This window comes from Bradyrhizobium sp. BEA-2-5, assembly GCF_032918025.1.
In the GTDB taxonomy this organism is placed as follows: Bacteria; Pseudomonadota; Alphaproteobacteria; order Rhizobiales; family Xanthobacteraceae; genus Bradyrhizobium; species Bradyrhizobium pachyrhizi.
The window spans coordinates 992,834-1,016,888 of the sequence record NZ_CP136629.1 but is presented as its reverse complement, the minus strand read 5'-3'; the positions used below and the strand labels follow the sequence as shown (position 1 = coordinate 1,016,888).

Annotated in this window: 22 protein-coding genes and 1 pseudogene; 7 read left to right on the top strand and 16 right to left on the bottom strand. The window is 64.7% G+C overall.

Features of this window, described 5'->3' with window-relative positions; translation table 11 throughout:
• Positions 1-158 precede the first annotated feature (158 nt).
• Positions 159-833: a response regulator transcription factor gene (locus RX327_RS04625; RefSeq protein WP_317249615.1), complete on the bottom strand. Its 675-nt coding sequence runs from the start codon at positions 831-833 to the stop codon at positions 159-161.
• Between the two features lie 349 nt (positions 834-1,182).
• On the opposite strand from RX327_RS04625, the gene RX327_RS04620 reads away from it, so the two are divergent.
• Positions 1,183-2,808, top strand: a complete 1,626-nt coding sequence (locus RX327_RS04620) for an MFS transporter (RefSeq protein WP_317251203.1) — start codon at positions 1,183-1,185, stop codon at positions 2,806-2,808.
• 97 nt (positions 2,809-2,905) lie between these two features.
• On the opposite strand, the gene RX327_RS04615 is transcribed toward RX327_RS04620, so the two are convergent.
• The 3 genes from RX327_RS04615 to RX327_RS04605 form a co-directional block, all read right to left on the bottom strand.
• Entirely contained in the window at positions 2,906-3,379 is a 474-nt protein-coding gene (locus RX327_RS04615; protein WP_317249614.1) for a secondary thiamine-phosphate synthase enzyme YjbQ, read from the bottom strand.
• A 265-nt stretch (positions 3,380-3,644) separates the two neighbouring features.
• Positions 3,645-4,157, bottom strand: coding sequence for a hypothetical protein (locus RX327_RS04610; RefSeq protein ID WP_317249613.1), 513 nt, complete (start codon positions 4,155-4,157; stop codon positions 3,645-3,647).
• 30 nt (positions 4,158-4,187) lie between these two features.
• Positions 4,188-4,811, bottom strand: a complete 624-nt coding sequence (locus RX327_RS04605; RefSeq protein ID WP_317249612.1) for a 2-hydroxychromene-2-carboxylate isomerase — start codon at positions 4,809-4,811, stop codon at positions 4,188-4,190.
• Positions 4,812-5,085: 274 nt separating this feature from the next.
• On the opposite strand from RX327_RS04605, the gene RX327_RS04600 reads away from it, so the two are divergent.
• The 5 genes from RX327_RS04600 to RX327_RS04580 all read left to right on the top strand — a co-directional run bounded on the left by RX327_RS04600 (position 5,086) and on the right by RX327_RS04580 (position 7,733).
• Positions 5,086-5,457, top strand: coding sequence for an AtpZ/AtpI family protein (locus tag RX327_RS04600; RefSeq protein ID WP_317249611.1), 372 nt, complete (start codon positions 5,086-5,088; stop codon positions 5,455-5,457).
• 72 nt (positions 5,458-5,529) lie between these two features.
• Positions 5,530-6,279, top strand: a complete 750-nt coding sequence (locus RX327_RS04595; RefSeq protein WP_317249610.1) for a F0F1 ATP synthase subunit A — start codon at positions 5,530-5,532, stop codon at positions 6,277-6,279.
• Between the two features lie 55 nt (positions 6,280-6,334).
• Positions 6,335-6,565 (top strand): F0F1 ATP synthase subunit C, encoded by a 231-nt coding sequence (locus tag RX327_RS04590; RefSeq protein WP_317249609.1) that lies wholly within the window; start codon positions 6,335-6,337, stop codon positions 6,563-6,565.
• Between the two features lie 112 nt (positions 6,566-6,677).
• Positions 6,678-7,244: a F0F1 ATP synthase subunit B gene (locus tag RX327_RS04585; protein WP_028333735.1), complete on the top strand. Its 567-nt coding sequence runs from the start codon at positions 6,678-6,680 to the stop codon at positions 7,242-7,244.
• Positions 7,245-7,247: 3 nt separating this feature from the next.
• The gene (locus RX327_RS04580) at positions 7,248-7,733 is read left to right on the top strand and encodes an ATP F0F1 synthase subunit B (RefSeq protein WP_028333736.1); all 486 of its coding nucleotides are present in this window, start codon (positions 7,248-7,250) and stop codon (positions 7,731-7,733) included.
• A 128-nt stretch (positions 7,734-7,861) separates the two neighbouring features.
• Here RX327_RS04580 and RX327_RS04575 read toward each other — a convergent pair whose 3' ends face one another.
• From RX327_RS04575 to thrC, 4 genes are all read right to left on the bottom strand, one after another.
• Positions 7,862-8,512 (bottom strand): hypothetical protein, encoded by a 651-nt coding sequence (locus RX327_RS04575; protein WP_317249607.1) that lies wholly within the window; start codon positions 8,510-8,512, stop codon positions 7,862-7,864.
• A gap of 115 nt (positions 8,513-8,627) precedes the next feature.
• A complete protein-coding gene (locus RX327_RS04570; RefSeq protein WP_317249606.1) occupies positions 8,628-9,215 on the bottom strand; it encodes a GNAT family protein in 588 nt (195 codons plus the stop codon).
• Positions 9,216-9,274: 59 nt separating this feature from the next.
• Positions 9,275-10,564, bottom strand: a complete 1,290-nt coding sequence (locus RX327_RS04565; protein ID WP_317249605.1) for a pitrilysin family protein — start codon at positions 10,562-10,564, stop codon at positions 9,275-9,277.
• On the bottom strand, positions 10,564-11,979 hold the full coding sequence (gene thrC / locus RX327_RS04560; RefSeq protein WP_317249604.1) for a threonine synthase: 1,416 nt from the start codon (positions 11,977-11,979) through the stop codon (positions 10,564-10,566). Before thrC ends, RX327_RS04565 begins: the two co-directional genes overlap by 1 nt.
• A gap of 343 nt (positions 11,980-12,322) precedes the next feature.
• Here thrC and RX327_RS04555 point away from each other — a divergent pair, with 343 nt between their 5' ends.
• Positions 12,323-13,480 carry an IS30 family transposase gene (locus RX327_RS04555; protein ID WP_317249603.1) on the top strand — a complete coding sequence of 386 codons (1,158 nt, stop codon included), beginning with the start codon at positions 12,323-12,325 and terminating at the stop codon, positions 13,478-13,480.
• Between the two features lie 23 nt (positions 13,481-13,503).
• On the opposite strand, the pseudogene RX327_RS04550 reads toward RX327_RS04555, so the two are convergent.
• From RX327_RS04550 to RX327_RS04515, 8 genes and pseudogenes are all read right to left on the bottom strand, one after another.
• Positions 13,504-14,129: pseudogene (locus RX327_RS04550) on the bottom strand (glutathione S-transferase family protein).
• A 332-nt stretch (positions 14,130-14,461) separates the two neighbouring features.
• Positions 14,462-15,055 carry a GNAT family N-acetyltransferase gene (locus RX327_RS04545; RefSeq protein ID WP_317249602.1) on the bottom strand — a complete coding sequence of 198 codons (594 nt, stop codon included), beginning with the start codon at positions 15,053-15,055 and terminating at the stop codon, positions 14,462-14,464.
• Between the two features lie 211 nt (positions 15,056-15,266).
• The gene (locus RX327_RS04540) at positions 15,267-15,524 is read right to left on the bottom strand and encodes a hypothetical protein (protein WP_152977611.1); all 258 of its coding nucleotides are present in this window, start codon (positions 15,522-15,524) and stop codon (positions 15,267-15,269) included.
• Between the two features lie 768 nt (positions 15,525-16,292).
• On the bottom strand, positions 16,293-18,734 hold the full coding sequence (locus tag RX327_RS04535; RefSeq protein WP_050384731.1) for a penicillin acylase family protein: 2,442 nt from the start codon (positions 18,732-18,734) through the stop codon (positions 16,293-16,295).
• Between the two features lie 280 nt (positions 18,735-19,014).
• Entirely contained in the window at positions 19,015-20,517 is a 1,503-nt protein-coding gene (glpK, locus tag RX327_RS04530) for a glycerol kinase GlpK (protein WP_317249601.1), read from the bottom strand.
• 254 nt (positions 20,518-20,771) lie between these two features.
• Positions 20,772-21,761 (bottom strand): SGNH/GDSL hydrolase family protein, encoded by a 990-nt coding sequence (locus tag RX327_RS04525; protein WP_317249600.1) that lies wholly within the window; start codon positions 21,759-21,761, stop codon positions 20,772-20,774.
• 13 nt (positions 21,762-21,774) lie between these two features.
• A complete protein-coding gene (locus RX327_RS04520) occupies positions 21,775-22,557 on the bottom strand; it encodes an SGNH/GDSL hydrolase family protein (RefSeq protein WP_410712138.1) in 783 nt (260 codons plus the stop codon).
• Positions 22,554-23,813: an OpgC domain-containing protein gene (locus tag RX327_RS04515; protein WP_317249598.1), complete on the bottom strand. Its 1,260-nt coding sequence runs from the start codon at positions 23,811-23,813 to the stop codon at positions 22,554-22,556. The genes RX327_RS04520 and RX327_RS04515 overlap by 4 nt, the downstream gene beginning before the upstream one ends.
• Between the last annotated feature and the right edge of the window lie 242 nt (positions 23,814-24,055).

Here is a 24,055-nt window from a genome sequence, read left to right as displayed (position 1 = left end):
CCGATGCCGGACAGGATACTCGGTTTTCGACCGATGCGCAGTTTGAATGGGATCTGGATGGCTTCGCGAAAGCGTGCCATCGGGCGCGCTTTCGCGCCACCCGCCGGCTCGCGATGCCATGGCCCGAGCCCGGCAATCACAGCTGGAGTTGCTCGAGACTACGTCGGCGGCGTGCCCTGGCGCCATTGGCCGCCGGCGATCTTTGCGGCGGCGATTACGGCTTGGGTGCGGCTCTCGACGCCGAGCTTTTGCAGGATGGCCGAGACATGCGCCTTGATCGTGGCCTCGGAGACGCCGAGCTCATAGGCGATCTGCTTGTTGAGAAGGCCCTCCGACAGCATCATGAGGACCCGGACCTGCTGCGGCGTCAGCGTCACCAGGCGGTCGCGCAGACGGGTCATGTCGGGATCGGCCGCAGCCGACAGGTCGGTGTCGGGCGGAACCCAGACGTCGCCCTCCATCACCTTCATGATGGCATCCCGCAGCGTCTCGACGCCGAAGCGCTTGGGAATGAAACCGGAGGCGCCGAAGTCGAGCGAGCGGCGGATGGTTCCGGCATCGTCACTGGCGGAGACGATGACGACGGGGATCGCGGGATATTGCGCGCGCAGATAGATCAGACCGGAAAAGCCGGAGATCCCGGGCATCGAGAGGTCGAGCAGGATCAGGTCGACCTCCGAGGTCTGTTCCAGCAGCCCGGTCAGGTCCTCGAAGGATCCGGCCTCGTCGATCCTGGCCGACGGGAGAACACCCGCCACCGCCTGTCGCAGCGCATCGCGGAACAAGGGATGGTCATCGGCGATGACGAGATGAGTATTGGCAGCAGCAGTCATCTCAGTCCCACAAGCGGGCTTAACCCGCGTCGCCCGGTTTTCGCCCGCGCGGCAGTATCACGCAAGCGCTTGATAATACCAGATGCCAACGCAGTTAACCCGCGCAGCTTGTGCGCCGCAATAGACGCATGCGGAGGCGTTCCATCCTGCTCTTCCTTCTGAAGATAGGTTCGATCCTGAAAAGGCCAAAAGTCTTATTGGGGCGGGTTTCACTGCGATGTTACCTTCATCTCAAGCCGAGGGCCCATTCGGGCCTCACCCGCCAGCCGGGGGCGAGCATGGCAGCAATATTTCGGGGGGAGCTATCCAGATGTCTACAATGACTGCAAGTTCGGCGCGGCCCGCCGGCATGACGAAAGACGAACGGTTCGTCATTCTCGCCTCCTCGCTCGGTACCGTGTTCGAGTGGTACGACTTCTATCTCTACGGTTCGCTGGCAAGCATCATCGGCGCGCAGTTCTTCTCGGCCTATCCGCCCGCAACCCGCGACATCTTCGCGTTGCTGGCGTTCGCCGCCGGCTTCCTGGTCCGCCCCTTCGGCGCTATCGTGTTCGGCCGCATCGGCGACATCGTCGGCCGCAAATACACCTTCCTCGTCACCATCCTGATCATGGGTCTGTCGACCTTCATCGTCGGCCTGCTGCCCAACGCGGCGACCATCGGCATCGCGGCGCCGATCATCCTGATCATCTTGCGTCTTGCCCAGGGTCTGGCGCTCGGCGGCGAATACGGCGGTGCCGCGACCTACGTCGCGGAGCATGCGCCGAACGGCAAGCGCGGCTACTACACCTCCTTCATCCAGACCACGGCGACGCTCGGCCTGTTCCTGTCGCTGCTGGTGATCCTGTTCACCCGTTCCGCGCTCGGCGAAGCGGACTTCGCGGCCTGGGGCTGGCGCATCCCGTTCCTGGTCTCGGTGCTGCTGCTCGGCGTCTCGGTCTGGATCCGGCTTCGCCTCAACGAATCGCCGATCTTCCAGAAGATGAAGGACGAAGGCAAGACCTCCAAGGCGCCGCTGACCGAGGCCTTCGCGACCTGGAGCAACGCCAAGATCGTGATCCTCGCGCTGCTCGGCCTGACCATGGGCCAGGGCGTGGTCTGGTACACCGGCCAGTTCTACGCGCTGTTCTTCCTGCAATCGATCCTGAAGGTCGACGGCTATACCGCCAACCTGCTGATCGCATGGTCGCTGCTGCTCGGCACCGGCTTCTTCATCGTATTCGGCATGCTGTCCGACAAGATCGGCCGCAAGCCGATCATTCTCGGCGGCTGCCTGATCGCGGCGCTGACCTTCTTCCCGATCTTCAAGATGATCACCACCAACGCCAACCCGGCGCTGGAGAAGGCCATCGAGCAGACCAAGGTCGAGGTGGTGGCCGATCCCGCAGGCTGCGGCGACCTGTTCAACCCGGTCGGCACCCGCGTCTTCACCGCACCTTGCGACACCGCGCGCGCCTTCCTTGCCCAATCGTCGGTGAAATATTCGACGGTGCCGGGCCCGGCCGGCTCGCCGGTGAAGATCCTGATCAACGACAAGGAAGTGCCGTATACGGACGCCAAGACGTCGAACCCCGCAATTCTCGCCGCGGTGCAGGCGGCGGGCTATCCGAAGGCGGGCGACGCCGGCATCGTGAAGATGTCGCATCCGCTCGACATCTTCCGCCCGCAGGTGGCGGCGATCATCGGCCTGCTGTTCATCCTGGTGCTGTTCGTCACCATGGTGTACGGCCCGATTGCCGCAATGCTGGTCGAACTGTTCCCGACCCGCATCCGCTACACCTCGATGTCGCTGCCCTACCACATCGGCAACGGCTGGTTCGGCGGCCTTTTGCCGGCGACCGCCTTCGCCATCGTGGCCTCGACCGGCGACATCTATGCCGGCCTCTGGTACCCGATCATCTTCGCGTCCATCACCGTCGTGATCGGCGCGCTGTTCATTCCGGAAACCAAGGACGTCGACATCACCAAGACCTGACCGTCGACATCGCGATCAAATCAAACTGCATCGGCCGCGGAGCGATCCGCGGCCGATGTCATTTGGAGGCCAGGTCTAAAAAGATGGGTCGCGCGCGTCAGCGCGTGGCGCCGATGAATTGCAGCACGATCTCGCGGCGGTGCGGGCGGCTGCGATGCTCGACCAGATAGATCGCCTGCCAGGTGCCGAGCGCGAGCCTCCCGTTCAGGACCGGGACCTGGAGCGAAGTCTGCGTCAGCATGGTCTTGATGTGCGCGGGCATGTCGTCGGGCCCCTCGGTGTCGTGACGCCAGCCGCCGTCTTCGGGCGCCGCACGGTCGAGCGCCGTGGTGAGATCGACCAGCACGGAGGGATCGGCGTTCTCCTGAATCGTCAGCGAGGCCGAAGTGTGGCGGATGAACAGCGTCACCGCACCCTCGCCGGCGCGCGCCTCGCGCAGGAATTTGGCGACCTCGCGCGTGATGTCGGTGAAGCCGGCGCTCGACGTTTCGACGGTCAAGCGCGACGACACGATGCTGGTTGCCGCGACGGAGGATGGCGCCGAGTGCGTGATGGTCCTCGATGAGTTCATCTGTAACTCTCACTATGTCGTCCCAGCGAAGGCCGGGACCCATAACCACCGATGTTCATTAAAGCGCGATGAGATTAGGATGAATCGTCATCGCGCCTTAGGTTGTTGTTTAAGCATGATCTTTTCGGAAAACCGCTGCACACTTTTCCGGATCATGCTTTAGTTCGGCAGGACATCAACTCCGAGTCATCGAAATCGAGAGGCCGCGGCGTATGGGTCCCGGCTTTCGCCGGGACGACGCTGTCGTAACAGTGTCAGCACAAAATCAAATCTTGCCGCCATTGACGTCGCTCTGCACGCGGTTGGCCATGTCGATCAGCCGCCGCCAGGCCTTTTCCAGGAACGACATCACGCGATCGACGTCCTGGTCGCTCGGCAGCGGGATCTCGATCTTGCGCTCGCCCTCGGCGGCCTTGGGCTCCGCCTTCTTCAACTGGTCGGATTTCGGCAGCGCCTCGTCGATCTTGCCCGACGGTGCGCGCGCGGCGAGCTCGCCCTTGAGCTTGTCATTGTCGGCTTGCAGGCGCCCGATCTCGGTGTCCAGCGCCGCCCGCTCGTCCGGCACCATGTAACAGGCCCAGCCGGCGCTGTTCTTGGTGCAGGTCGATACCGTGCCGGTGCGCGTGTCGAGCCGCAGAAAACCATCGCCGGCGGGTGATAATGCGTAGCGGCCATTTTCGGTGTCCGGCGCGGTTTGCGCGATCGCCGCGCCGCCGCTTGCGATCAGGATGGCAGCAATTGCGATGGACAATTTCGACGGCGACATCGCGATGGGCATGGCTTGCTCCGCCTCAACCTGATTCCTGCCCTAGACCACAGAGCTATAGGGCTTGCGGCCCGACTTCAACGCGTCTTCAAGCAATTCGATCCGGTCCTGGCCCCAGAACACCTCGCCATCGAGCACGTATCCGGGCGAGCCGAACACGTCGGCGTCCAATGCATTCTGGCGATTCTGCTCATAGGCCGCGCTGATCGCTTCAGTGCCGGAGCGCTCGACCAGTTGCCGGCCGGGCAAACCGGCATCGTCGGCGAGCTTCACCAGCGTCGCAGGATCAGCAAGATTAAGCTGCTGCTCCCACACCGCGGGATAGGCCCGTTGCAAGAACGGCTCGGGGTCGAGGCCGGACTCGAGCATCGCGATCACCACGCCATCGGCGAGGCGCCCGTTGAACGGCCAGTTGGCCGGCTGCAGATGAAAATTCAGCCCCCGCTTGTCGCGCCAGCGCTGCAACTCGATCATCCGATAACGCTGCCGCACCGGATGGCGCTTGGCGAGCGGCAGTCCGCCGGTCTCCGAGAACAGATCGACCAGCAGCACGGGCCGGTAATTTACCTTGAGATCGTAAGTGCTTACGAGTCGAACGAAGGGCTTGTGGCCGATATAGGCCCAGGGGGATTGCAGCGAGAAGTAGTAATCGATCTGGCGCGGCATGCGGAACCTGACTGCGTGAGAGGACGGGACTTTCGGCGATCCCAGCAGAGCGGGAAAAGCCGCGCAATATCGCTCAATGCCACGCAAGCTGTTGCACTGCGATCACTGCGTCACTCTGACCTTGAATATCTCCAAATAAAGCCAGCAGAATCAAAGCAATAACTGGTTACGACGCAATCTTGACTTGATTAGACGCGGTAAGTATGGTCCGCGCGGCTTTTGAGGGTGACGGGCGCAATTTCCATCATCCGCGGCATCGGTTAGTGTTTCCAGCATGGCTGAGAACACCAACGACGGCGCAAATGGAAGTCGCGATCAATCGCCTCCTGACGAAGCTGCGCTTTCCGCAAGGCTCGGAAGTCTCGATCATCGGTTGTCAGAAATTCGCGACAGCCGCAGGAGCAAGACTGATCAATCCGGTACTGAAGGCGGGGACAGAGCGGCCAGAGCCTCGGCGATGGCGCTTGGTTTCCGGTTATCCTCGGAGTTGATCGCCGGCGTCGCTGTCGGAGGGGGGATTGGCTGGGGGTTCGACCGCTTGCTGTCGACATCGCCTTTCGGCTTCATCGTGTTCCTGTTGCTGGGCTTCGCCGCCGGCGTGGTGAATGTGGTGAGGTCCGCGGGCGTGGCCTCGGGCAAGCGCTGAGCGCTGGCGGGAAGTCACGACATTTGAAATTCGATTACCGGCACGATAGCCGGTGGACCAAGAGCCGCGCGGATGAAAATCGACCCGATCCACCAGTTCAACGTCGAACCGCTCTTCACGATCGGCCGTATCGGCGACCAAACGATCGCCTTCACCAATGCCTCTCTCTACATGTTCATCGCAGTGCTGCTGATTGCGCTGCTGATGCTGGCGAGCGGCCGGGAACTGGTTCCTGGTCGCCTGCAGTCTGTGGCCGAACTCTCCTATGAGTTCGTGGCCAGCATGATCCGGAGCACTGCCGGCGCGGACGGCATGCGGTTCTTCCCGCTGATCTTCTCACTTTTCATGTTCATCTGCGTGTCGAACCTGGTCGGCATCGTTCCTTACACGTTCACTGTCACGAGCCACCTCATCGTCACCGCGGCGCTTGCGCTGCTGGTGTTCTTCACGGTGCTGATCTACGGCCTCTACAAGAACGGCCTGAAATTCTTCAGCATCTTCGTCCCCCAGGGCGTTCCGGGCTACATCCTGCCGCTGGTCATGGCGATCGAGGTGCTGTCGTTCTTCCTGCGCCCGGTCTCGCACAGCGTTCGACTTTTCGCGAACATGCTGGCCGGCCACATCGCTCTGAAGGTGTTCGCCGGCTTCGTCGCCATGCTGGGCGCCTCGCTTGGCGTGGTCGGCTGGATCGGCGGCGTGATGCCGCTGGCGCTCGCCGTCGCGCTCACCGCGCTCGAACTGCTGGTCGCGTTCCTGCAAGCCTATGTGTTCGCGATCTTGACCTGTATCTACCTGAACGACGCCATTCACCCTGGACACTGAGCGGTCCGGGGAATCTCCACCCACCAATCTGTCTATCTTTCTCAAGGAGCTACATATGGAACCGGCAGCAGCAAAACTTATTGGCGCGGGCATCGCGTGCATCGGCATGGGCGGCGCCGGCATCGGCGTGGCCTTCATCTTCGGCAATTATCTGTCCGCCGCCATGCGCAACCCGGCAGCTGCCCAGGGCCAGTTCGGCAACCTGATTTTCGGCTTCGCCGTGACCGAAGCGCTCGGCATCTTCTCGCTGCTGATCGCTCTGCTGCTGCTGTTCGTCCCGCTCTGAACGGCACCCCGGTTCCGCTCTGCGGTAACCCGGTTCCGCTTTGCGGTAACCCCTTCGCGCCGCCCAAGGGTCGTTCCAAGGGCGGCGTGCATGACAGCAACAGGAGAACACCATGGCTGAGAGTCATGGCGAGGCAAAAGGCCAGAAAGCCGGCGCCCACACCGAGACCGACGGCGGACATCACGGCGGAGCCTTTCCGCCGTTCGATTCGTCCAATTTCGCCTCGCAGCTGGTGTCGCTGGCGATTGCATTTGTCGCGCTCTACCTGATCGTGTCGCGTATCGCCCTGCCGCGCGTCGGCGGGACGATCGATGCACGTCAGAACAAGATCGAGGGCGATCTGGCCGAGGCGCAGAAGCTGAAGGACGAGTCCGACGCGGCGCTGAAGGCCTACGAGACCGAGCTGGCGAATGCGCGCGCCAACGCGCAGGCGATCGGCAACGAGACCCGCGAGAAGCTGAACGCGGCCTCGGAAGCCGAGCGCAAGGCGCTGGAAGCGAAGCTGGCGGCAAAGCTCGCCGACGCCGAGAAGCAGATCGCAACGACGAGGACCAACGCCATGAGCAACGTCCGCGGCATCGCGGCGGATGCGGCCGGCGCCATCGTCCAGCAACTTGCCGGCGTCACGCCGGACGCCAATGCGGTCAACAGCGCCGTCGACGCGTCGCTGAAGGGATAGACGATGTTTTACGAACCGGAAACCTGGGTTGCGATCGCCTTCGTCATTCTGCTGGTCGTGTTCGGCTATCTCGGCGTCCATCGCACCCTGCTGACGGCGCTCGACCACCGCGCCGAGCGCATCAAGGCCGAGCTGGAGGACGCCCGCCGTCTGAAGGACGAGGCCAATAAGCTGCTCGGCGAGTACAAGGCGCGCCGCGCCAGCGCGGAGCGCGAGGCCGAGGAGATCATCTCCAGCGCCAAGGCCGAAGCCGAGCGGATCGCGGCCGAAGCCAAGACCAAGATGGAAGATTTTGTCGCGCGGCGGACCAAGACCGCCGAGAGCAAGATCGCCCAGGCCGAGGCCCAGGCCGTGGCCGATGTCCGCGCCGCCGCGGCCAACGCCGCCGTGACCGCCGCCTCGACCATCCTGTCGCAGTCGGTCAAGGGCTCGGTTGCCGACGACCTCGTCGGCAAGGGCATCGCGGAAGTCCGCTCCAAGCTGAACTGACGCGATCTCAACTCCTTAAAAAAAGGCCGGCGCGAGCTCATCGCGCCGGCCTTTTGTTTTGTCCAAATTCGTCCGTTTGACGCGTTTTCTTCACGCGACCGGTATCCACGTCGCTCGAAAACGCTCTGTTACTTCTTCTTGTGCGGCGCGCGGGCCTTGGGCTCCGGCTTCAGGGCCTGCGGGTCGAAGCCGATATAGAAGATGTAATTGTCGTTGTCGGCCGGCGACGGCGCCGGATAGACGACGTCCTCGGCAACCAGGCTGAATGGCACGCTGCCGCTTTCGTCCATCTGCACCGTGGTGGTGTAGGCCTTGGTCATGATCGTCTTCTCGCCGACGCCGCCCTGCACCACGGCGACGCGCAGCGGCACCTGAATGCTCGGTGGCGCGCCCTGGGGACCGACAATGATCCGCCCCTGGATGCCGATCTTGGCCGTGATCTGGCCGCTGTTCAGATTGCATTGCCGCGCTGTGCGCGTGATCGAGGCCAGGAACTTGACGTCGTTGCCGACCGCTTCCTTGCCGTTCGCGGCCACCGAATAGGTCGAGGCCCCGGAGCGGATCTGCACCGGCGGGCAGGTCAGTTCAGCGTCGGCATCGTTGAGCTGCTGCGGCGCCGCGGGCGTCGCCGGCTTGTCCTGGTCGGACGAGCTGCCGCCGAACAGGCTCTTGAAGCGGTCGCTCAGCGACTGCGCGGAAGCTGCCGAAGGCAGCAGCGTGGCACCGAGACCGATCGATACCGCCGCTGCGAGCGCGAACCTGATCACCCTTTCACCCATCAATATCCTCAAATTTCCCAACCGGGTTCCCTGTTTCGCGGCCGTTATAGCAAGGCAATGGCGGCGAACCCAAGGCATCGAGGGCGGCACCGCCCTCCGCAAAAAGGCTTACGGATCAGCCGCGGAAATCCTCGTGCAGCAGGCCGAACAGCAGGTGATCCTGCCAGATCCCATTGATGCAGAGATAACGGCGCGCCAGGCCCTCGCGCGAGAAGCCGCACTTCTCCAGCACCCGGATCGACGGCGCATTGGTGGGGATGCAGGCGGCCTCGACCCGGTGCAGATTGAGCTCGCCGAACAGCGTCGGCAGCAGCACCCGCAGCGCGGCCGTCATGTAGCCGCGATGGGCATGAGGCTGGCCGACCCAATAGCCGATGGTGCCGGCCTGCACGATGCCACGCCGGACGTTGGCAAGCGTGATGCCGCCGACCATCACCCCGTCCAATTCGCGGAAGATGATGAACGGATAGGAGCGGTCGGCGGCGATATCCTCGGTGTAGCGGCGCAGCCTGCGGCGGAAGCCGGCGCGGGTCAGGTCGTCGGAGGGCCAGATCGGTTCCCACGGCGTGAGATAGGCGCGGCTGAATTCGCGCAATTGCGCCCATTGCGGGAAATCCGACATCTGCGGCGCGCGCAGCAAGAGCCCGTGACCGCGCGGCATCAGTGCAGCGGGTCCATTGGACGGCAAACGAAACAGGGCCATGGCCCAACACTCCCCCGCCCATTCGGGCGTGACACCCTGCCCCGAGCCTCGCGGCCCCCTTAGTGCAGCAGCGTCTTTGCCTTCGACTTCGTCAATCCTTCCGCAAAAGATACGGCCGTGTCCAGACCCCTGCCACTGCCCAATGCGACAACGGCGGGCCGGCTCCGCGACAGCAGCGCACGCGCCGCGTCCCTCGTCGATTCGATGCTGACGGCATCGATCCGGGCCACCAGTTCCTGCGCCGTCTGCGGCCGCCCATAGGCGAGCACATGCCGGGCAAGCTGCTCGGCACGGGAGGAGCAGCTCTCCAGGGCCATCAGCAGGCCCGCCTTCATCTGCGCCTTGGCCCGGGCGATCTCGGCCTCGGTCAGCGTCTCCACCGAATCATTCATGATGTCGACCACGACCTCCATCATCTCCGGCGCGTCGGCCGGGTCGGTGCCGGTGTAGAGGCCGAAGAAGCCGGTGTCGGTATAAGGCGCGTGGAAGGTGTAGATGGAGTAGCAGAGGCCGCGCTTCTCGCGCACCTCCTGGAACAGGCGCGACGACATTCCGCCGCCGAGGATGTTGGTGAAGACCTGGAGCGAGAACAGCGACGCGTCGCTCTGCGGCACGCCTTCCAGCGCCAGCGTCAGATGCGCCTGCTCGAGCTCGCGATGCACCACCCGCGAGCCGCCCGTGCCGAACATCGCGGCCTGCGGCTGCGGCGCCGGCGTGGCGTCGAAGCTTGCAAACTTCTGCGTGACGTCCTCGACGATCCGCGCGTGATCGACCGCGCCGGCCGCCGCCACCACCATGTCGGGCCCGCGATAGTGCGTCGAGAGGTAGCCGCGCAGCATGTCGCGGTTGAAGGCGCGCAGGGTCTTGGCAGTGCCGAGCAGGGAGCGGCCCATCGGCTGGTCAGGATAACAGAGCTCGTTCAGGTGCTCGAACACGACATCGTCGGGCGTGTCCTGCGCGGCACCGATCTCCTGCACGATCACGTTCTTCTCGCGCTCCAGCTCGTCGGGCTCGAAGGCGGGATTGGCGAGGATGTCGGCGAGCACGTCGAGCGCGAGCGGCACGTCGGCCTTCAGCACCCGCGCGTAGTAGGACGTGGTCTCGGTCGAGGTGCCGGCATTGAGGTCGCCGCCGACCGCCTCGATCTCCTCGACGATCTCGCGCGAGGAGCGCTTGGTCGTACCCTTGAACGCCATGTGCTCGAGCAGGTGCGAGATGCCATGCTCGTTCGGCTTCTCGTCGCGTCCGCCGACGCCGGCCCAGACGCCGAGCGCCGCAGTCTCGAGATGGGGCATCTCGTCGGTGACGACGGTCAGGCCGCTCGGCAGCTTCGTGATTTCAACGCCCATCAGGCAACTCCCTGCTTGGCAGCACGGCTGACCGCCAGCACGAAGCGCTCGACCTCGGCGGAATCATTCTTCATGACCGTGATATGTTCGAATTTGCTCATCAGGCCTCCGAGCCAGACCGGCAGCTGCGGACGCACCCCGCAGGCGGCTTCCACCGCGTCGGGGAATTTGGCCGCGTGCGCGGTCGACAGCACGATGTTCGGGATCTTGGAATCCGAGGTATCGCGGTCCGCGACGGCGAGCGCCACCGCCGTATGGGGATCGACCAGTTCGCCTGCTTCGCGCCAGGCGGCGCGGATCGCAGCCGCAGTCTCGGTCTCGTCGGCGCGCCCTGCATCGAACTCCTCGCGGATCGCGGCGAGCGTCGCGTCGGGCAGCACGAAACGTCCGGACTGCTTCAGCGACTCCATCAGCCGGCGCACGCCTGCTGCATCGCGCCGGCTCGCCTCGAACAGCAACCGCTCGAAATTGGACGAGATCTGGATGTCCATCGACGGCGACGCCGTCGCGTGCACCTCGCGCACCTCGTAGATTCCGGTCTTCAGCGTCCGCGCCAGGATGTCGTTGACGTTGGCGGCGATGCGCAGGGTCCGCACCGGCAGCCCCATGCGCTTGGCGACGTAGCCGGCGAAGATGTCGCCGAAATTGCCTGTCGGCACCGTGAAGTCAACAGTGCGCTGCGGCGAGCCGAGCGCGACCGCCGAGCTGAAGTAATAGACCACTTGCGCCACGATGCGCGCCCAGTTGATCGAGTTGACGCCCGACAACGCCACCTGGTCGCGGAAGCGATGGTTGTTGAACATCCCCTTCACGATCGCCTGGCAATCGTCGAAGGTGCCCTCGATGGCGAGCGCATGGACGTTGGCCGCGCCCGTCGACGTCATCATCCGCCGCTGCACCTCTGAGATGCGGCCGTGCGGAAACAGCACGATGAGATCGACATTCTCGAGTCCCGCAAAGGCTTCGACCGCCGCACCGCCGGTATCGCCGGAGGTGGCGACCACGATGGTGGTGCGCTGGCCGCGCTTGGCGAGCACATGGTCCATCAGCCGCGAGATCAGCTGCATCGCGACGTCCTTGAAGGCGAGCGTCGGACCGTGGAACAGCTCCAGCACGAACTGGTGCGGCGACATCTGGCGCAGCGGCACCACCGCGGGATGGCGGAAGGTGGCATAGGCCTCGTTCGCCATACGACCAAGCTCGGCGTCCGAAATCTCGCCGCCGGCGAAGGGACGAATCAGCTCGACCGCGACCTCCCAATAGGGCCGGCCGAAGAAGCCGGCGATCATCTCGGTCGGGAGCTGTGGCCAGGTCGCCGGCACATACAGGCCCCCGTCGCGGGCAAGCCCGGTCAGCATCACGTCACAGAAGCCGAGTTCGGGGGCCTCGCCCCGGGTCGAGATATAACGAGTCAAACTGCCCTCCAAAGGCTTCGATCCGAGCCTTAAGCCTTTGATATCATGGAATTATCGAGTTCGCCTCGTGCGACCCGAACGGTTCACCATAGAAGATCGGACCGGCAATGGGTAGCCCGAAGCGCTGCGGGGTCGCCCAGACGCGGGGGGTGGTGTTGCCCGCGACTGACCATCACCGGCTCCGCATTCACCGCCGTCGTCCTGGCGAAAGCCGGACCCATAACCACCGCACTCGGTGATGAACGGGATGGCGGCCCCAGCATCGCGCAGCAATTAAGATTTGGGGTAATGGGTCCCCTGAGTTCGCAAACGAAGTGCAACACTTCCTTGAGGAGGTGTTGCCATGGGGCGGACTTACAAGCAGCTCTCTCTGGACGACCGATGCGAGATTGCCTGCCTATCGGCCAATGGCAGCTCGGTCCGGCAAATCGCGGCAGCTCTGGATCGCTCGCCATCAACGGTCTCTCGGGAACTGAGGCGCAATCGGGGGAGCCAGGTCGGCTACAAGCCAAACTATGCCCAGCACCAGATGCGAGCGCGGCGCTGGACGGGCGGACGCCTCGAACGGGAGCCCGGCCTGCGCCGCGCGGTGTTGGAACGCCTTCGCCGGGGCTGGTCGCCCGAGCAGGTCGCCGGCCGGCTGGCCCGCGAGTCCGGGCGCAAGGTGATCTCGCACGAGACCATCTACCGCTTCATCTATGCCCAACTCAGGCGCACCACGGATTTCAACTGGCGGCGCTATCTGCCGCGCGCCAAGAGCAAGCGCGGCCGCCGCGGCAAGAGGGGCGGCAGCCCCGCAAGCTTCATCGAAGGCCGTGTTTCCTTGGCAAATCGGCCGATCGAAGTGGCCGACCGCAGCGTGCCCGGACACTGGGAGGCCGACCTGATGATGTTCTCGAAATACGGTCAGGCCGTGCTGACCGTGCACGAGCGCACCTCGCGTCTGCTGCTCGGCATCCGCCTTGCCAGCAAGGTCGCGCGCGGTGTCGCCCGCCATCTCGTGGGCTTCTTCGCGACCCTGCCACAGGAGCTGCGCCAGACCGTGACCTTCGACAACGGCACCGAGTTCGCCGGTCACCTGGCGCTGCACCGCCTCTCGATCGAGACCTTCTTCTGCGATCCCCACGCCCCCTGGCAGAAGGGCGGCATCGAGAACGCTATCGGCAGGATGCGCCGCTTTATTCCCCGCAAGACCGATCTCGTAACCCTCTCGACCGCCAAATTCCGCCAGTTCATCGCCGCCTACAACAACACCCCGCGCAAATGCCTTGACTACCGCACGCCTGCCGAGGCCTTTGCTCAAGTGTTGCACTTCGAATGTGAATCTACCTCCCCGCTTTCGCCAGGACGACGAGGAGTTTGCTGCACGGCATTTCTTCGTCATTCCGGGGCTCGCGAAGCGAGAACCCGGAAGCCATCGGGCCACATCACATGGGTAAAAATGGATTCCGGGTTCATGCTCCGCACGCCCTCAGGTGCGCGATTGCGCACCGGGGAATGACGACGGAGGAAGACGCACACCCCCTACCCCTTCGGCGGCGCCAGCGGCTGGACGATCTCCTGGAACGGCGGCAGCGCCTCGCAGCGCGCGGCGTGGGCCTTGAGCGCCGGATAGCGCGCGTCGAACAGGTGCGGATGCGCCTCGCCGGTGAAGCGCAGCGCGCAGGCCACCGCGACGTCGGCATGACCGATGCGATTCTCCAGCCAGTACGGCGTCTGCACCGCCGCGCGCTCCTGCTCCAGCACCGCGAGCACGCCCGCGATCTGCGCCTCGCAGCGCTCGACCCAGAGCTTCAACTGCTCCTTGCGCAGCACGTGCTCATAGACAAGGCTCACCGCCTTGTCGGCGAGCCCGGTCGCCAGCGCCGTGATGCGCAGATGCTTGCGCCGCCCCTCGCCCGAGCGCGCGATCATCGCCTTGTCCGGACCGACCAACTCGTCGAGATAATCCAGGATCGCGCCGCTCTCGATCAGCGCCTCGCCGTCGTCGAGCACCAGGGTCGGCACCCGGCGCAGCGGATTGTACGGCGCGATCTTGTCGGCGTCGCCGAAGGTCGACCACGGCTTGTGCTCGAAGGCAATCCATAGAGCCGCAGCGCGATCGCGGTGCGGCGGACAAAGGGCGAGTCGTACTGGCCGATCAGAAACATCTGGCATCTCGTCGGTCATGCCGCGGCAGGCCGTTGCCGCGAAAGCAGGGCTTTCGAAGGTGTGGCGGCCAAGCCGGGGTCAAAGGTTGCGCTTTGCACCATCCTAGATGGGCCGCGCGGCGTTGCAAGACACTGAGTCATTCCAGTGACGCATGCCGGCAATTGACCCACATATTCAGTGTCGTCCCTGCGAAAGCAGGGACCCATAACCACCGGCCCCCGTTGTGGTGAAGGCTGGAGCCCCAGCGACGCAAACCAACTCACTTCGGTGGTTATGGGTCCCGGGTCGCGCTTGCGCTTGCCCGGGACGACGGCGGAGTTTGTGGCAGCAGCTACCCGATCACCGGCACATGCCTCGCCGAGTCGCGCGGCAGTTTACCGTCGAGCCTCGGATCATCCGCCACCTCGATCTGCCGCTTGAACGCACGAAAGCCGGAGCGCTGATAGAACGCGACGGCCGATGGATGGTCGAAAGTGCAGGTGTGGACCCAGACGCGGCCGACGTCGCGTGACCACGCCATCTCCAGCGCGCGGTTCATCAGGAAGCGGGCGGCGCCGGTGCCGATCAAGGGTGCGGTGACGCCGAAATAGAGCAACTGGCATTCGCCGGCCACGCTGAAATCAAGTTCGAGCAGGCCCTCATCCTGGCCGTCGACGGCCAGCCCGTAGAGCTCGTTGCCGGGGCCGTGGATCCTCGAGGCGAGATCAGCGTCATCGAGCCCGGTGCGGGTGAACCACAGCCACTCCTCGCCGACCCGGCGATAGATATCGCGATACCAGTCGAGCGCGGGCGGATCGACCTTGCACAGGCGCCACGCGCCGGGCGGATCATCGCGCAGCGGCGGACGCGCGGTCATTTCCAGATGGGTGACGACGGCAGCGATCTTGCCGTGGGGGATGTCGGAGTAACCGTCGGGCAGCAGCATCACGCGACCTCTGTTGCAGGCTGTCGGCGGGACATAACCGCACGTCGCCGCGGATGCAATGCAACGCTGCGCGCAATGCCTGGTCAGGAGAATCAGACGAGGTAATCCGCCGCATCCGCTGCTGCTCATTCGAGCGGCCAGGTCCAACGAGCGGGATAAATCAGTTTGAACGCGCTTTGAGGGAGGGCTCCCCAAGCCCTCCCGTACTCGGTTAGTTGCCGACCCATACGTTGCCGTTGGCGTCGAAATCGTTCTTCGGGTTGTAGCCGGACTCGCGAAGACTCCGCATACGCATCGCGCGGTCGCTGACGTCGCCATTGAGACTGGCGTTGGCATTGAGCACGGCAGGACTTAGTGTGGTACCCATCACGAGACGCTGGTGGGCCCTGTTTTGCGCCGTGCGTGCATCGGCGAGTGCCGCCGTGGACAGAGAAGCAACTGCGATCGAAACAAGAATGATTTTCGTCATGGTCAGCTCCTGTGAAGTAACCAGCTGAGCTTTCAATCGCTTCCAGAAAATACGTGCTCGCGCCGGATGTGAAAACCGTCACAGGCCGGCGGCGATCACGATCGGTCAGACTAGCAGGCAGAGGCCGACGCTTCTTGGACCCCCGCGCACAGCGTCGCGGGAAGTCCATGCGCAAATCGCAAACGTCAACTTGTAGTGATCCCGATGCGCCGCCACGTTGATGGCACAAAGTGAATAGTGGCTGACCGCCGCAGTCCGCGTCGGCATTCGCATGGATGAATCCCGGGTCGCGCTTCCGCCTTCAGGAGAAGCAGGAAAAGTGAGCGCGGTGCTCGCCACACGTTTGACGTCGTCCTGGCCTAGTGCGCAATTGCGCACGGGAGCCGGGACCACTACCACAGGACTACGTTGTTGAACGACGCTGTGGCCTCGACATCGCAAGACAATTGGCATTCGTGGTTATGGGTCCCGGCCTTCGCCGGGACGACGGCGGAGTTTGTGGCGCAGCCAGTGAGACGTACTCGCCCCCTCACCTCGGCGTCAGCGTGATCGCCTCCGCGGTTGCGGCTACAGCGGTGCTGAACACTCGGTGTCGTCCCGGCCTAGTGCGCAATTGCGCACGGGAGCTGGGACCCATTACCACAGGGTTGAGTTGATAAGGCAAGCTGCGGCCTCAACATCGCAAGACAATCAGCATTCGTGGTTATGGGTCCCGGGTCGCGCTTCGCTTGCCCGGGACGACAGTGGAGTTTTGGGCGACCGCCCTGCTCACCTTGGCGTCAGCGTGATCGCTTCCGCGGTTGCGGCTTCGACGGCGCTGCGGCTGTAGAGCAGCGGCACATACTGGCCCGTCGCCCATAGCGGCGCGAGGTCGCGGTAGTGGCCGCTGAAGGGATCGCCGGATTGGCCGGGCGTGTTGACGGCGCGGCTCGCATCCCAATTGCCGACATCGAGCACCATGCGGAATGAAGCGCCGGAGATCAGATGATAGTCGGAGCGGCGATAGGTGGCGGCGCGCGGCACGTTGGCGGCGCCGCCAAAGGCGAGCGGGCCGACCTGCATCTGCGCCGCGGTCGCCTTGTCGGCGAGCGGCATCAGCGCGTGATTGAATTGCGCGACATGCAGCCGGCCCCAGCGCCAGGACGCATCGCTCCCGAGCTTGCCGGCAACATCGGCGACCGCCTCGCCGAGACTGTCGCGCAGCACGCGGTCGCGCTCCGCTGCCGGATCGCTGCCGAGCGCCGCGTCCGGCTTTTCGAGATAGCCGACAATGGCGGAGATGCTGGAGGCCTCCGGCGCGATCAGTTCGGCCGCCTTCGGCGCGGTGGTCTTGAGCAGCACCGGGCCGAGATGGTTTGCGATCCACACCTCGTAGACCGCGGCGGCCGCGCTATCGGCCGCATCACGCGCATCCCACGCCTTGAGCAGATCGAGGCCCTTCCTGACGTTCGCGTCATCCGACGTGAGCGGCTTCAGCAGCGCGACGAGGCGCCGCGCGAGCATGCCGGTGTCGTCGTTCTGCAGCGCCATCGCGTCCGCCAGCGTCACCTTGCTGTTGGCCTGCAGCACCTCGGTGATGCGCTGCCAGCGCGCGCTGTCGGCCCATTCGAATCCGACCCTGCGCTCACCCACCGGATAATCCGCCGGCAGATTCATCTGGTTGGCGGTGGCGATAAAGCCCTGCTTCGGCTGATACAGCTTCGGCAACTCGTCGAGCGACAGAAAGCCCTGCCACTCGTAGCGGCCGTCGCCGGGCACCGGCATCAGGCCGTCGAAACTGGTGCGGCGCGGCGTCTTGCCGGCGGCGACCCAGCCGATGTTGCCTGACGTGTCGGCATAGACCTGGTTCTCCGACGGCGCGCCCCAGCGCCGCATCGCGCCGAGGAAGCCGTTCCAGTTCTTCGCCGTCATGTAGTCGGACGAGCCGAAATAGGCCGAGGTGCCTGGCTCGAACCAGATCGAGCGCACCGCGAAGGCATGCTTGTTGTCGGCGTCGACGAAGATCACCGGGCCGTGGCGGGTGAACTTCAGCTCGAGGTCGCGGTCGGCCTCGCCCTTCACCGCTTCCTTCTCATGCACGATCCGCATGTCCTCCCAGCCGCTGCCATAGCGGTACTGGTTCGGATTGTCGGGGTTGAGCTCGTAGACGTAGAGGTCTTCCTGGTCGACGTTGAAGATGGTCAGCCCGAACGCGATGGTGTCGTTGTGGCCGATCGAGATGCCCGGCAGCGCCGGCTCGCCGGCGCCGATCACGGAGATGCCGGGCGCGTTGAGGCCGACGATGTAGCGCAGCGACGGCACCGAGTGCTCGCGATGCGGATCGTTGGCGAGGATCGGACGTCCGGTCGCGGTGCGCGTTGCCGCGATCACCCAGTTGTTGGAGCCGATGGTGTCGCGCTGCTGGTCGGCCTCGGCGAGGTACGTGTCGGGATCATGCGCCAGCGCCGCCTTCTGGTCCTTCGGCGCGGCGAACTTCACCGGCCGCGTGGCAAGATCGTAGGCGGCGAGCACCGCCTTCGGCACGCTGCAGGGATCGAGCCCGTCGGGGATCCTGGTGGTCCAGGCGGGCTCCAGCTTGACGCGGAAACGATCGGCATCGAGGCCTGCAGCGCAGGCCACCCGCGAGCGCTTCACCTCGGAGGCGACGTTGCGCGTGAGACCGTGGCTGCGGACGCGCACGACATCCTCCGCCGACCACAGGTCCGGCATCGTGCCTGCGATCCTGAACTCGATCGGCAGCGCGCGCTTGCCCGCCTGGACGTCGGCGACATAGGCGTTGACGCCGGCGACGAACGCCTCTGCATAGGATTTCGCCTTCGGGCCATAGGCGGCCCATTCCGCATTCATGTCGCCGCGATAGAGGAACAGACGCAGCGCCTTGTCCTGCTCGGCATAAGCGGGGCCAAAGTCCTTCGCCAAGAGGCCGAGCCCGCGCTTGCGCCAGAGATCGATCTGCCAGAGCCGATCGCGCGCGGCATTGAAGCCCTGCAGGAAGAACAGGTCGTGCTCGTTGCCGGCATAGATGTGCGGGATGCCCCAGACATCGACGAGGATCTGCCCCGGCGCCTTCAGCCCGGCGACGTCGGTCTTGACCTCGCGCGCCGCGACGAGCGGGCTCGGCTTCTCACGCGCGGTGGCGGGTGCAGCAAGTATTGCGGCGCAGAGTGCGGCAGTGAGTAGCTTGGCGACGCGGTTGAGATCCGTGTTCATGTTGTTCTCCGATGGTTGTTATTGATTGTTGTGCACACTTGGCGAGATTGAGCAGCAGCCGCAGCGAAGCTTCGCCCCCTCTCCCGCTTGCGGGCGCGACGGGCAAAGCTCGCGCTGAGAGGGTCAGGGTGGGGGTTTCGCCGCTTGCGACACTCTTGGTGAGGAGAGAGCCCCCGATCCGTAGCGCATCCGACGATGCGCTACGACCTAAGAGCGAGCTTCGCTCGTCTCGACCCCGCAAGCGGGAGAGGTGCAGCGAGCTTGCCGCAACATCAGTTCATCATTCCCCCTCGTCGCTCGCCAGCACGCCCTTTACCGCGCGGGCCCAGCCTGCGAGCTTGCGCTCGCGCGTCGCCTGGCTCATCGCCGGCCTGAAGCGGTGCTCGAGCCGCCAGTTGTCGGCGAATTTTGTCGGCTCGGGATAGACGCTCGCCTGGAGGCCGGCGAGGTAGGCGGCGCCCAGCGCCGTGGTCTCCTGGATCACGGGGCGATCGACCGGCGCGTCCAGGAGATCGGCGAGGCGCTGCATGGTCCAGTCCGACGCCGTCATCCCGCCGTCGACGCGGAGCACGGTGTTGGCGGCGTTGGCCTCCGGCCAGTCCGCGCGCATCGCGGCCCAGAGGTCGTAGGTCTGGTAGCAGACGCTTTCCAGCGCGGCGTGGGCAAGCTCGGCCGGGCCGGTGTTGCGGGTGAGGCCGAACAACGCGCCGCGCACGCGCGGATTCCAGTAGGGCGCGCCCATGCCGACGAAGGCGGGGACGAGATAGACGCTCTGCATGGAGTCCGACTGATCGGCGAGCGGACCGGTCTCGGCGGCATGCTTGATGATGCCGAGGCCGTCGCGCAGCCATTGCACCGCCGAGCCTGCGACGAAGATCGAGCCTTCGAGCGCGTAGGTGCGCTTGCCGTCGAGCTGATAGGCGACGGTGGTGAGCAGCTTGTTCTTGGAGACGACCGGCGTGGTGCCGGTGTTGAGCAGCGCGAAGCAGCCGGTGCCGTAGGTGGACTTCATCATGCCCGGGCGGAAGCAGGCCTGGCCGATGGTGGCGGCCTGCTGGTCGCCGGCAATGCCGGAGATCGCGATCGCGCCGCCGAACAAATCGGGCGTGCTCTCGCCGAAGCGGGCGGAGGAATCCTTCACCTCGGGCAGCATCGAGCGCGGCACGCCGATGATCTCCAGCAGCTCGTCGTCCCACTGGCCGGTGTGGATGTTGAACAGCAGCGTGCGCGAGGCATTGGTGGCGTCGGTGGCGTGCACCTTGCCGCCGGTGAGGCGCCAGAGCAGGTAGCAATCCACGGTGCCGAACATCAGCTCGCCGCGCGCGGCGCGCGCCCGCGCGCCGGGGACGTGGTCCAGGATCCAGGCGACCTTGGTGCCGGAGAAATAGGGATCGATGATCAGGCCGGTCTTCCTGGAGATCACCGGCTCGCGGCCCTCTGCCTTGAGTTTCGCGCAGATGTCGGCGGTGCGGCGGTCCTGCCACACGATGGCGCGGTGCACGGCCTGGCCGGTGGCGCGGTCCCACACCACCGTGGTCTCGCGCTGGTTGGTGATGCCGATCGCGGCAATATCCTTGGCGCTGATGCCGGCCTGCTCGATCGCCTCGCGGCAGACCATCACGGTCGAGGTCCAGATGTCCTCCGGCTCGTGCTCGACCCAGCCCGAGGCCGGAAAGTGCTGCGGGAACTCTTGCTGCGCGACGGCGGCGATGGAGATGTCGCCGCGAAACACCATGGCGCGCGACGATGTGGTGCCCTGATCGATGGCCAGCACGAAAGACATGAGCGTTTCCTTTGGCGCTTAGGAGAATGCGTCAAGGCCAAAGGAGCGGATTACCGTGGCAAGGTCAAGCTTGGGAAGGTGGTGGTGAGCGACCCGTGGCCCTAAGGCGCGAGTGGCGCCACACGCTCCGCTGTCGTCCCGGCCTAGTGCGCAATTGCGCACTAGGCCGGACGACATTGAATGTTTGGTGCCGCTGGTGATTCATGCACCTACATCTCTGACGCGCGCCAACGGGTCCGCGAAGAGAGAGCCGATCACATCGGCCGGTACGTCCGCACGTCCGCGGGCACGTTCACCCCGAGCTTGATCTGGCCGACGGAACGGATGATGTCGTCACCCAACAGCTGAGCGAAGCAGGCATAGCCCCAATCGTTCATGTGCAGGCCATCGGCGATCACGAAGCCCTCGACCGGAATGGCCTGCTTCTCATGCCAGTCGCGCATCACCTCGAAGCGCGGGAAGATTCCGACGTGACGGAGCTCGGCGACCTTGCTGAGCAGCTTCACCATCTTGCCTGCGCTCTCGGCGCGCTGGTTGACGGCCGGCGAATATTGCGGATCGACCAGCACGATGTCGGCGCCTGACGCCTGAAGGCGCGCCATGCCGTCCTCCACCATCTTGGCGGTTTCGCCGGGATCGAGATTGCGCAGCACGGCGTTGGTGCCGACCTGCCAGATTACCATGTCGGGATGGACGTCGATCACTTCGGTTTGCAGCCGCGCCATCATCTCGGGCGCGTCCTCGCCGCCCTTGCCGCGATTGAGCACGGTGATGTCGGCGGACGGATACTGCCGGCGCAACTGTCCGGCCAGCCGGTTCGGATAGGTGAATTCCGGCGCCGACGATCCATAACCCTGGGTCGAGGACGAGCCGAACGCGATGATGACGACCGGCTTGCCGGCGGCGAGCTTGGCCGCGACATGCGGCAGCGAGCCGGTGCTGTTCGGCACGCCCTTGGGCTGATGACAGGGCACGCGGTGGAAGATGTCGCTGGCTGATTTCGCGGCCTGCTTCACCCTGTCGAGCGCCTTCGCGGCGACGCCGGGTTGCGGCGGATTGGTCGCATCGGCCGTCGCAGCGGGCTGCATCGCATCAGGCTTTGCAGCCTCGGTCTTGCCGTCGGACGAAAGCGCTGCATGCTGGTCGGTCTGCGCGCGCGACGGCACGACCGCGAGCAGCGTCAGCACCGCAACGGCGCAGAGACCTCGCCCTGCGGAAGCGCGAAAAGGGAAGGCAAAACGCATTTACTCTGCTTCCTTAATTCTGCTGCACCGGGCCCAGATGGGCCGCATCGATCACGAATTTCGCCAGTGCGCGGCCGAGACAGGCATGAACCTTCTTGGCCAGATCGACACCATGCGAGGTGCTGAACAGGTCAAAATATCCGGCGTCGCTCCACTGCTTCATAATCGCGAACCGGTCGAACAGCGGAACGTCGTGCTGCTGTGCCACCACCTTCATGTTGTCGAGATAGGGCGGCGCAGAGATCATCGTCTCCGTACGCGGGCTGTATTGCAGATTGACCAGCACCACGTCAGTCCCGGCGTCCCGCAACGCAACAACGCCTTCGTTGATGGCGGTACGGAAATCGTCGGGATCGACCGCTCGCATAGCATCGACGGTTCCGGTCTGCCAGATAACCAAAGTAGGCTTTTTTGCTTTAACAAGCTTAACAAGAGTTCCCGCGGTCTCCTCGGCGGTGCTCTTACCCTGTAGTTCTACGGATAGATCGATCGTCGATGACGGCAACGCTTCCTTCAGCGCCGCCTGCAGCGTGGCCGGATAGGCGCTCGCCTCGTTGCCCTGGATGGTCGAGGAGCGGCTGCCGACCACCAGCACGTTGAGCGGCCGGTTGGACTTGATGGCGTCGGTGACCTTGGGCAGCGAGCTCTCGCTCGTAAGCAGATAGGCAGGCACGTCGCAGGGCGGCGGCGGTGGCGGCTCCGCGGTGTCGCCGGCGCGCGCGGGCGCCGCCGCCAAACCGGCCGTCAGGCAGGCTGCGAGCAGCGTCAGGCCCAGCATCGTCCGCGCGGACTTCATGCTCCCCCTCCCGCCAGATCGGCGTTGCCGGCGGCGCCTTTTTTCGAGGCGCCTTTGTCGGCGGAGTGCTTGTACCACGAAATGATCCACGCCATGCCGCACATGATGAGGATGCCGCAGACGCTGATCAAGGCGTGCAGTGCGGCACCGCCAGAGACTTCGGCAAGCACGAAGTGACCGGCGAAGGCGAGGAAGACCCCGAGGCAGAATATCTCAAGGGAATGCTGGCCGCACAGGATTAGCGGCCGCAGCCAGGGCGACTTCAGGCCCGGCCAGTCCCGCGGCAGGAAGCGCACCGTGAGCGCGGCCAGCGCCAGGAAATGCGTGAAGCGCAGCACGTCAAGATCGGTCTTGTTGATCGGATACATCCATTGCTCGACCAGCTTCGGCATGAACTGGGAGAGCTGCGGCACATACCAGGTCAGCGTCACGTAGAACGACGCGACGAGATAGGCGATCGCGAGCCACATCGTGACGCGTGACGACAGAATACGCGACATGCGGCGCGCACCTCCGAGCGCGCACCAGGCTCCGAACACGAACAGCAATTGCCAGGCAAAGGGATTGAAGGCCCAGAAGCCGTTCGGATAGGCCGACAGATAGAGATCGTACTCCCAGGTGACCGCGTAGAGCAGGACCGAAAGGCCGAGGGTGACGTCGGGCCGCCATTTCATCGACCACAGGATCAGGGGCAGCGCCAGCATCAGCACGATGTAGAGCGGCAGCACGTCCATGTTGACGGGACGAAAGCGCAGGAGCAGCGCCTGCACGATGGTGACGTCCGGCTGCTTGAGGAAGTCCATGATGCCCATCTCTTCGGTGTAGAGCGGGTTCTCGAACCTGGTCGCCACATAGGAGATTTCAGCAAGGAAGATCGTGAACAGGAAGACGTGGGCGACGTAGATCTGCCAGACCCGGCGCAGGATGCGCGCGGTGGCGATGACGACGCCGCTCTCCAGCATCGCCCGGCCGTAGACGAAGGCGGCGGTGTAGCCGGAGATGAAGATGAAGATCTCGGTGGCGTCGCTGAAGCCGTAATTGCGGATCGTGAACCAGGTCAACAGACTCGGCGGCAGGTGGTCGATGAAGATCAGCCACAGCGCGAGCCCGCGGAACAGATCGAGCCGGAGCTCGCGCTCGCCGATGGCGGGCAGCGTGATGGCCGGCGCAGCAACCTTCGCCTCGGCCTCAGCCTTTACTTCGGTCTTGGCGTCGGCCGCCGGCGAACCGGCTATGGGGTCGGCAATCGAGCTCATCAAACACCGTGTCGGCTGCGGACGCCCCGCACGCCGTGCTGAAAAGATAATATCGGTCCGCGAGTTGCCGACAAAGCACGGAGTGCGGCGGCATGCGGCCGCGCTTTAGAGGGGAACTATGTTGAAACCGCGATGAACGGACCGCCCCAAATCCGGCTTTCCAAGTCCCGCTTTCCAAGTCCGCCTTTTCACGGCCTGGCAGGCGATTGGTTCCGGCTGACCAATTGGCTATGATAGCGCCC

Coding starts and splice junctions, on each gene's coding strand:
- RX327_RS04625 (WP_317249615.1), bottom strand. CDS start 833: ATGACTGCTGCTGCCAATACTCATCTCGTCATCGCCGATGACCATCCC.
- RX327_RS04620 (WP_317251203.1), top strand. CDS start 1,183: ATGACGAAAGACGAACGGTTCGTCATTCTCGCCTCCTCGCTCGGTACC.
- RX327_RS04615 (WP_317249614.1), bottom strand. CDS start 3,379: ATGAACTCATCGAGGACCATCACGCACTCGGCGCCATCCTCCGTCGCG.
- RX327_RS04610 (WP_317249613.1), bottom strand. CDS start 4,157: ATGCCCATCGCGATGTCGCCGTCGAAATTGTCCATCGCAATTGCTGCC.
- RX327_RS04605 (WP_317249612.1), bottom strand. CDS start 4,811: ATGCCGCGCCAGATCGATTACTACTTCTCGCTGCAATCCCCCTGGGCC.
- RX327_RS04600 (WP_317249611.1), top strand. CDS start 5,086: ATGGCTGAGAACACCAACGACGGCGCAAATGGAAGTCGCGATCAATCG.
- RX327_RS04595 (WP_317249610.1), top strand. CDS start 5,530: ATGAAAATCGACCCGATCCACCAGTTCAACGTCGAACCGCTCTTCACG.
- RX327_RS04590 (WP_317249609.1), top strand. CDS start 6,335: ATGGAACCGGCAGCAGCAAAACTTATTGGCGCGGGCATCGCGTGCATC.
- RX327_RS04585 (WP_028333735.1), top strand. CDS start 6,678: ATGGCTGAGAGTCATGGCGAGGCAAAAGGCCAGAAAGCCGGCGCCCAC.
- RX327_RS04580 (WP_028333736.1), top strand. CDS start 7,248: ATGTTTTACGAACCGGAAACCTGGGTTGCGATCGCCTTCGTCATTCTG.
- RX327_RS04575 (WP_317249607.1), bottom strand. CDS start 8,512: ATGGGTGAAAGGGTGATCAGGTTCGCGCTCGCAGCGGCGGTATCGATC.
- RX327_RS04570 (WP_317249606.1), bottom strand. CDS start 9,215: ATGGCCCTGTTTCGTTTGCCGTCCAATGGACCCGCTGCACTGATGCCG.
- RX327_RS04565 (WP_317249605.1), bottom strand. CDS start 10,564: ATGGGCGTTGAAATCACGAAGCTGCCGAGCGGCCTGACCGTCGTCACC.
- RX327_RS04555 (WP_317249603.1), top strand. CDS start 12,323: ATGGGGCGGACTTACAAGCAGCTCTCTCTGGACGACCGATGCGAGATT.
- RX327_RS04545 (WP_317249602.1), bottom strand. CDS start 15,055: ATGCTGCTGCCCGACGGTTACTCCGACATCCCCCACGGCAAGATCGCT.
- RX327_RS04540 (WP_152977611.1), bottom strand. CDS start 15,524: ATGACGAAAATCATTCTTGTTTCGATCGCAGTTGCTTCTCTGTCCACG.
- RX327_RS04535 (WP_050384731.1), bottom strand. CDS start 18,734: ATGAACACGGATCTCAACCGCGTCGCCAAGCTACTCACTGCCGCACTC.
- glpK (WP_317249601.1), bottom strand. CDS start 20,517: ATGTCTTTCGTGCTGGCCATCGATCAGGGCACCACATCGTCGCGCGCC.
- RX327_RS04525 (WP_317249600.1), bottom strand. CDS start 21,761: ATGCGTTTTGCCTTCCCTTTTCGCGCTTCCGCAGGGCGAGGTCTCTGC.
- RX327_RS04520 (WP_410712138.1), bottom strand. CDS start 22,557: ATGAAGTCCGCGCGGACGATGCTGGGCCTGACGCTGCTCGCAGCCTGC.
- RX327_RS04515 (WP_317249598.1), bottom strand. CDS start 23,813: ATGAGCTCGATTGCCGACCCCATAGCCGGTTCGCCGGCGGCCGACGCC.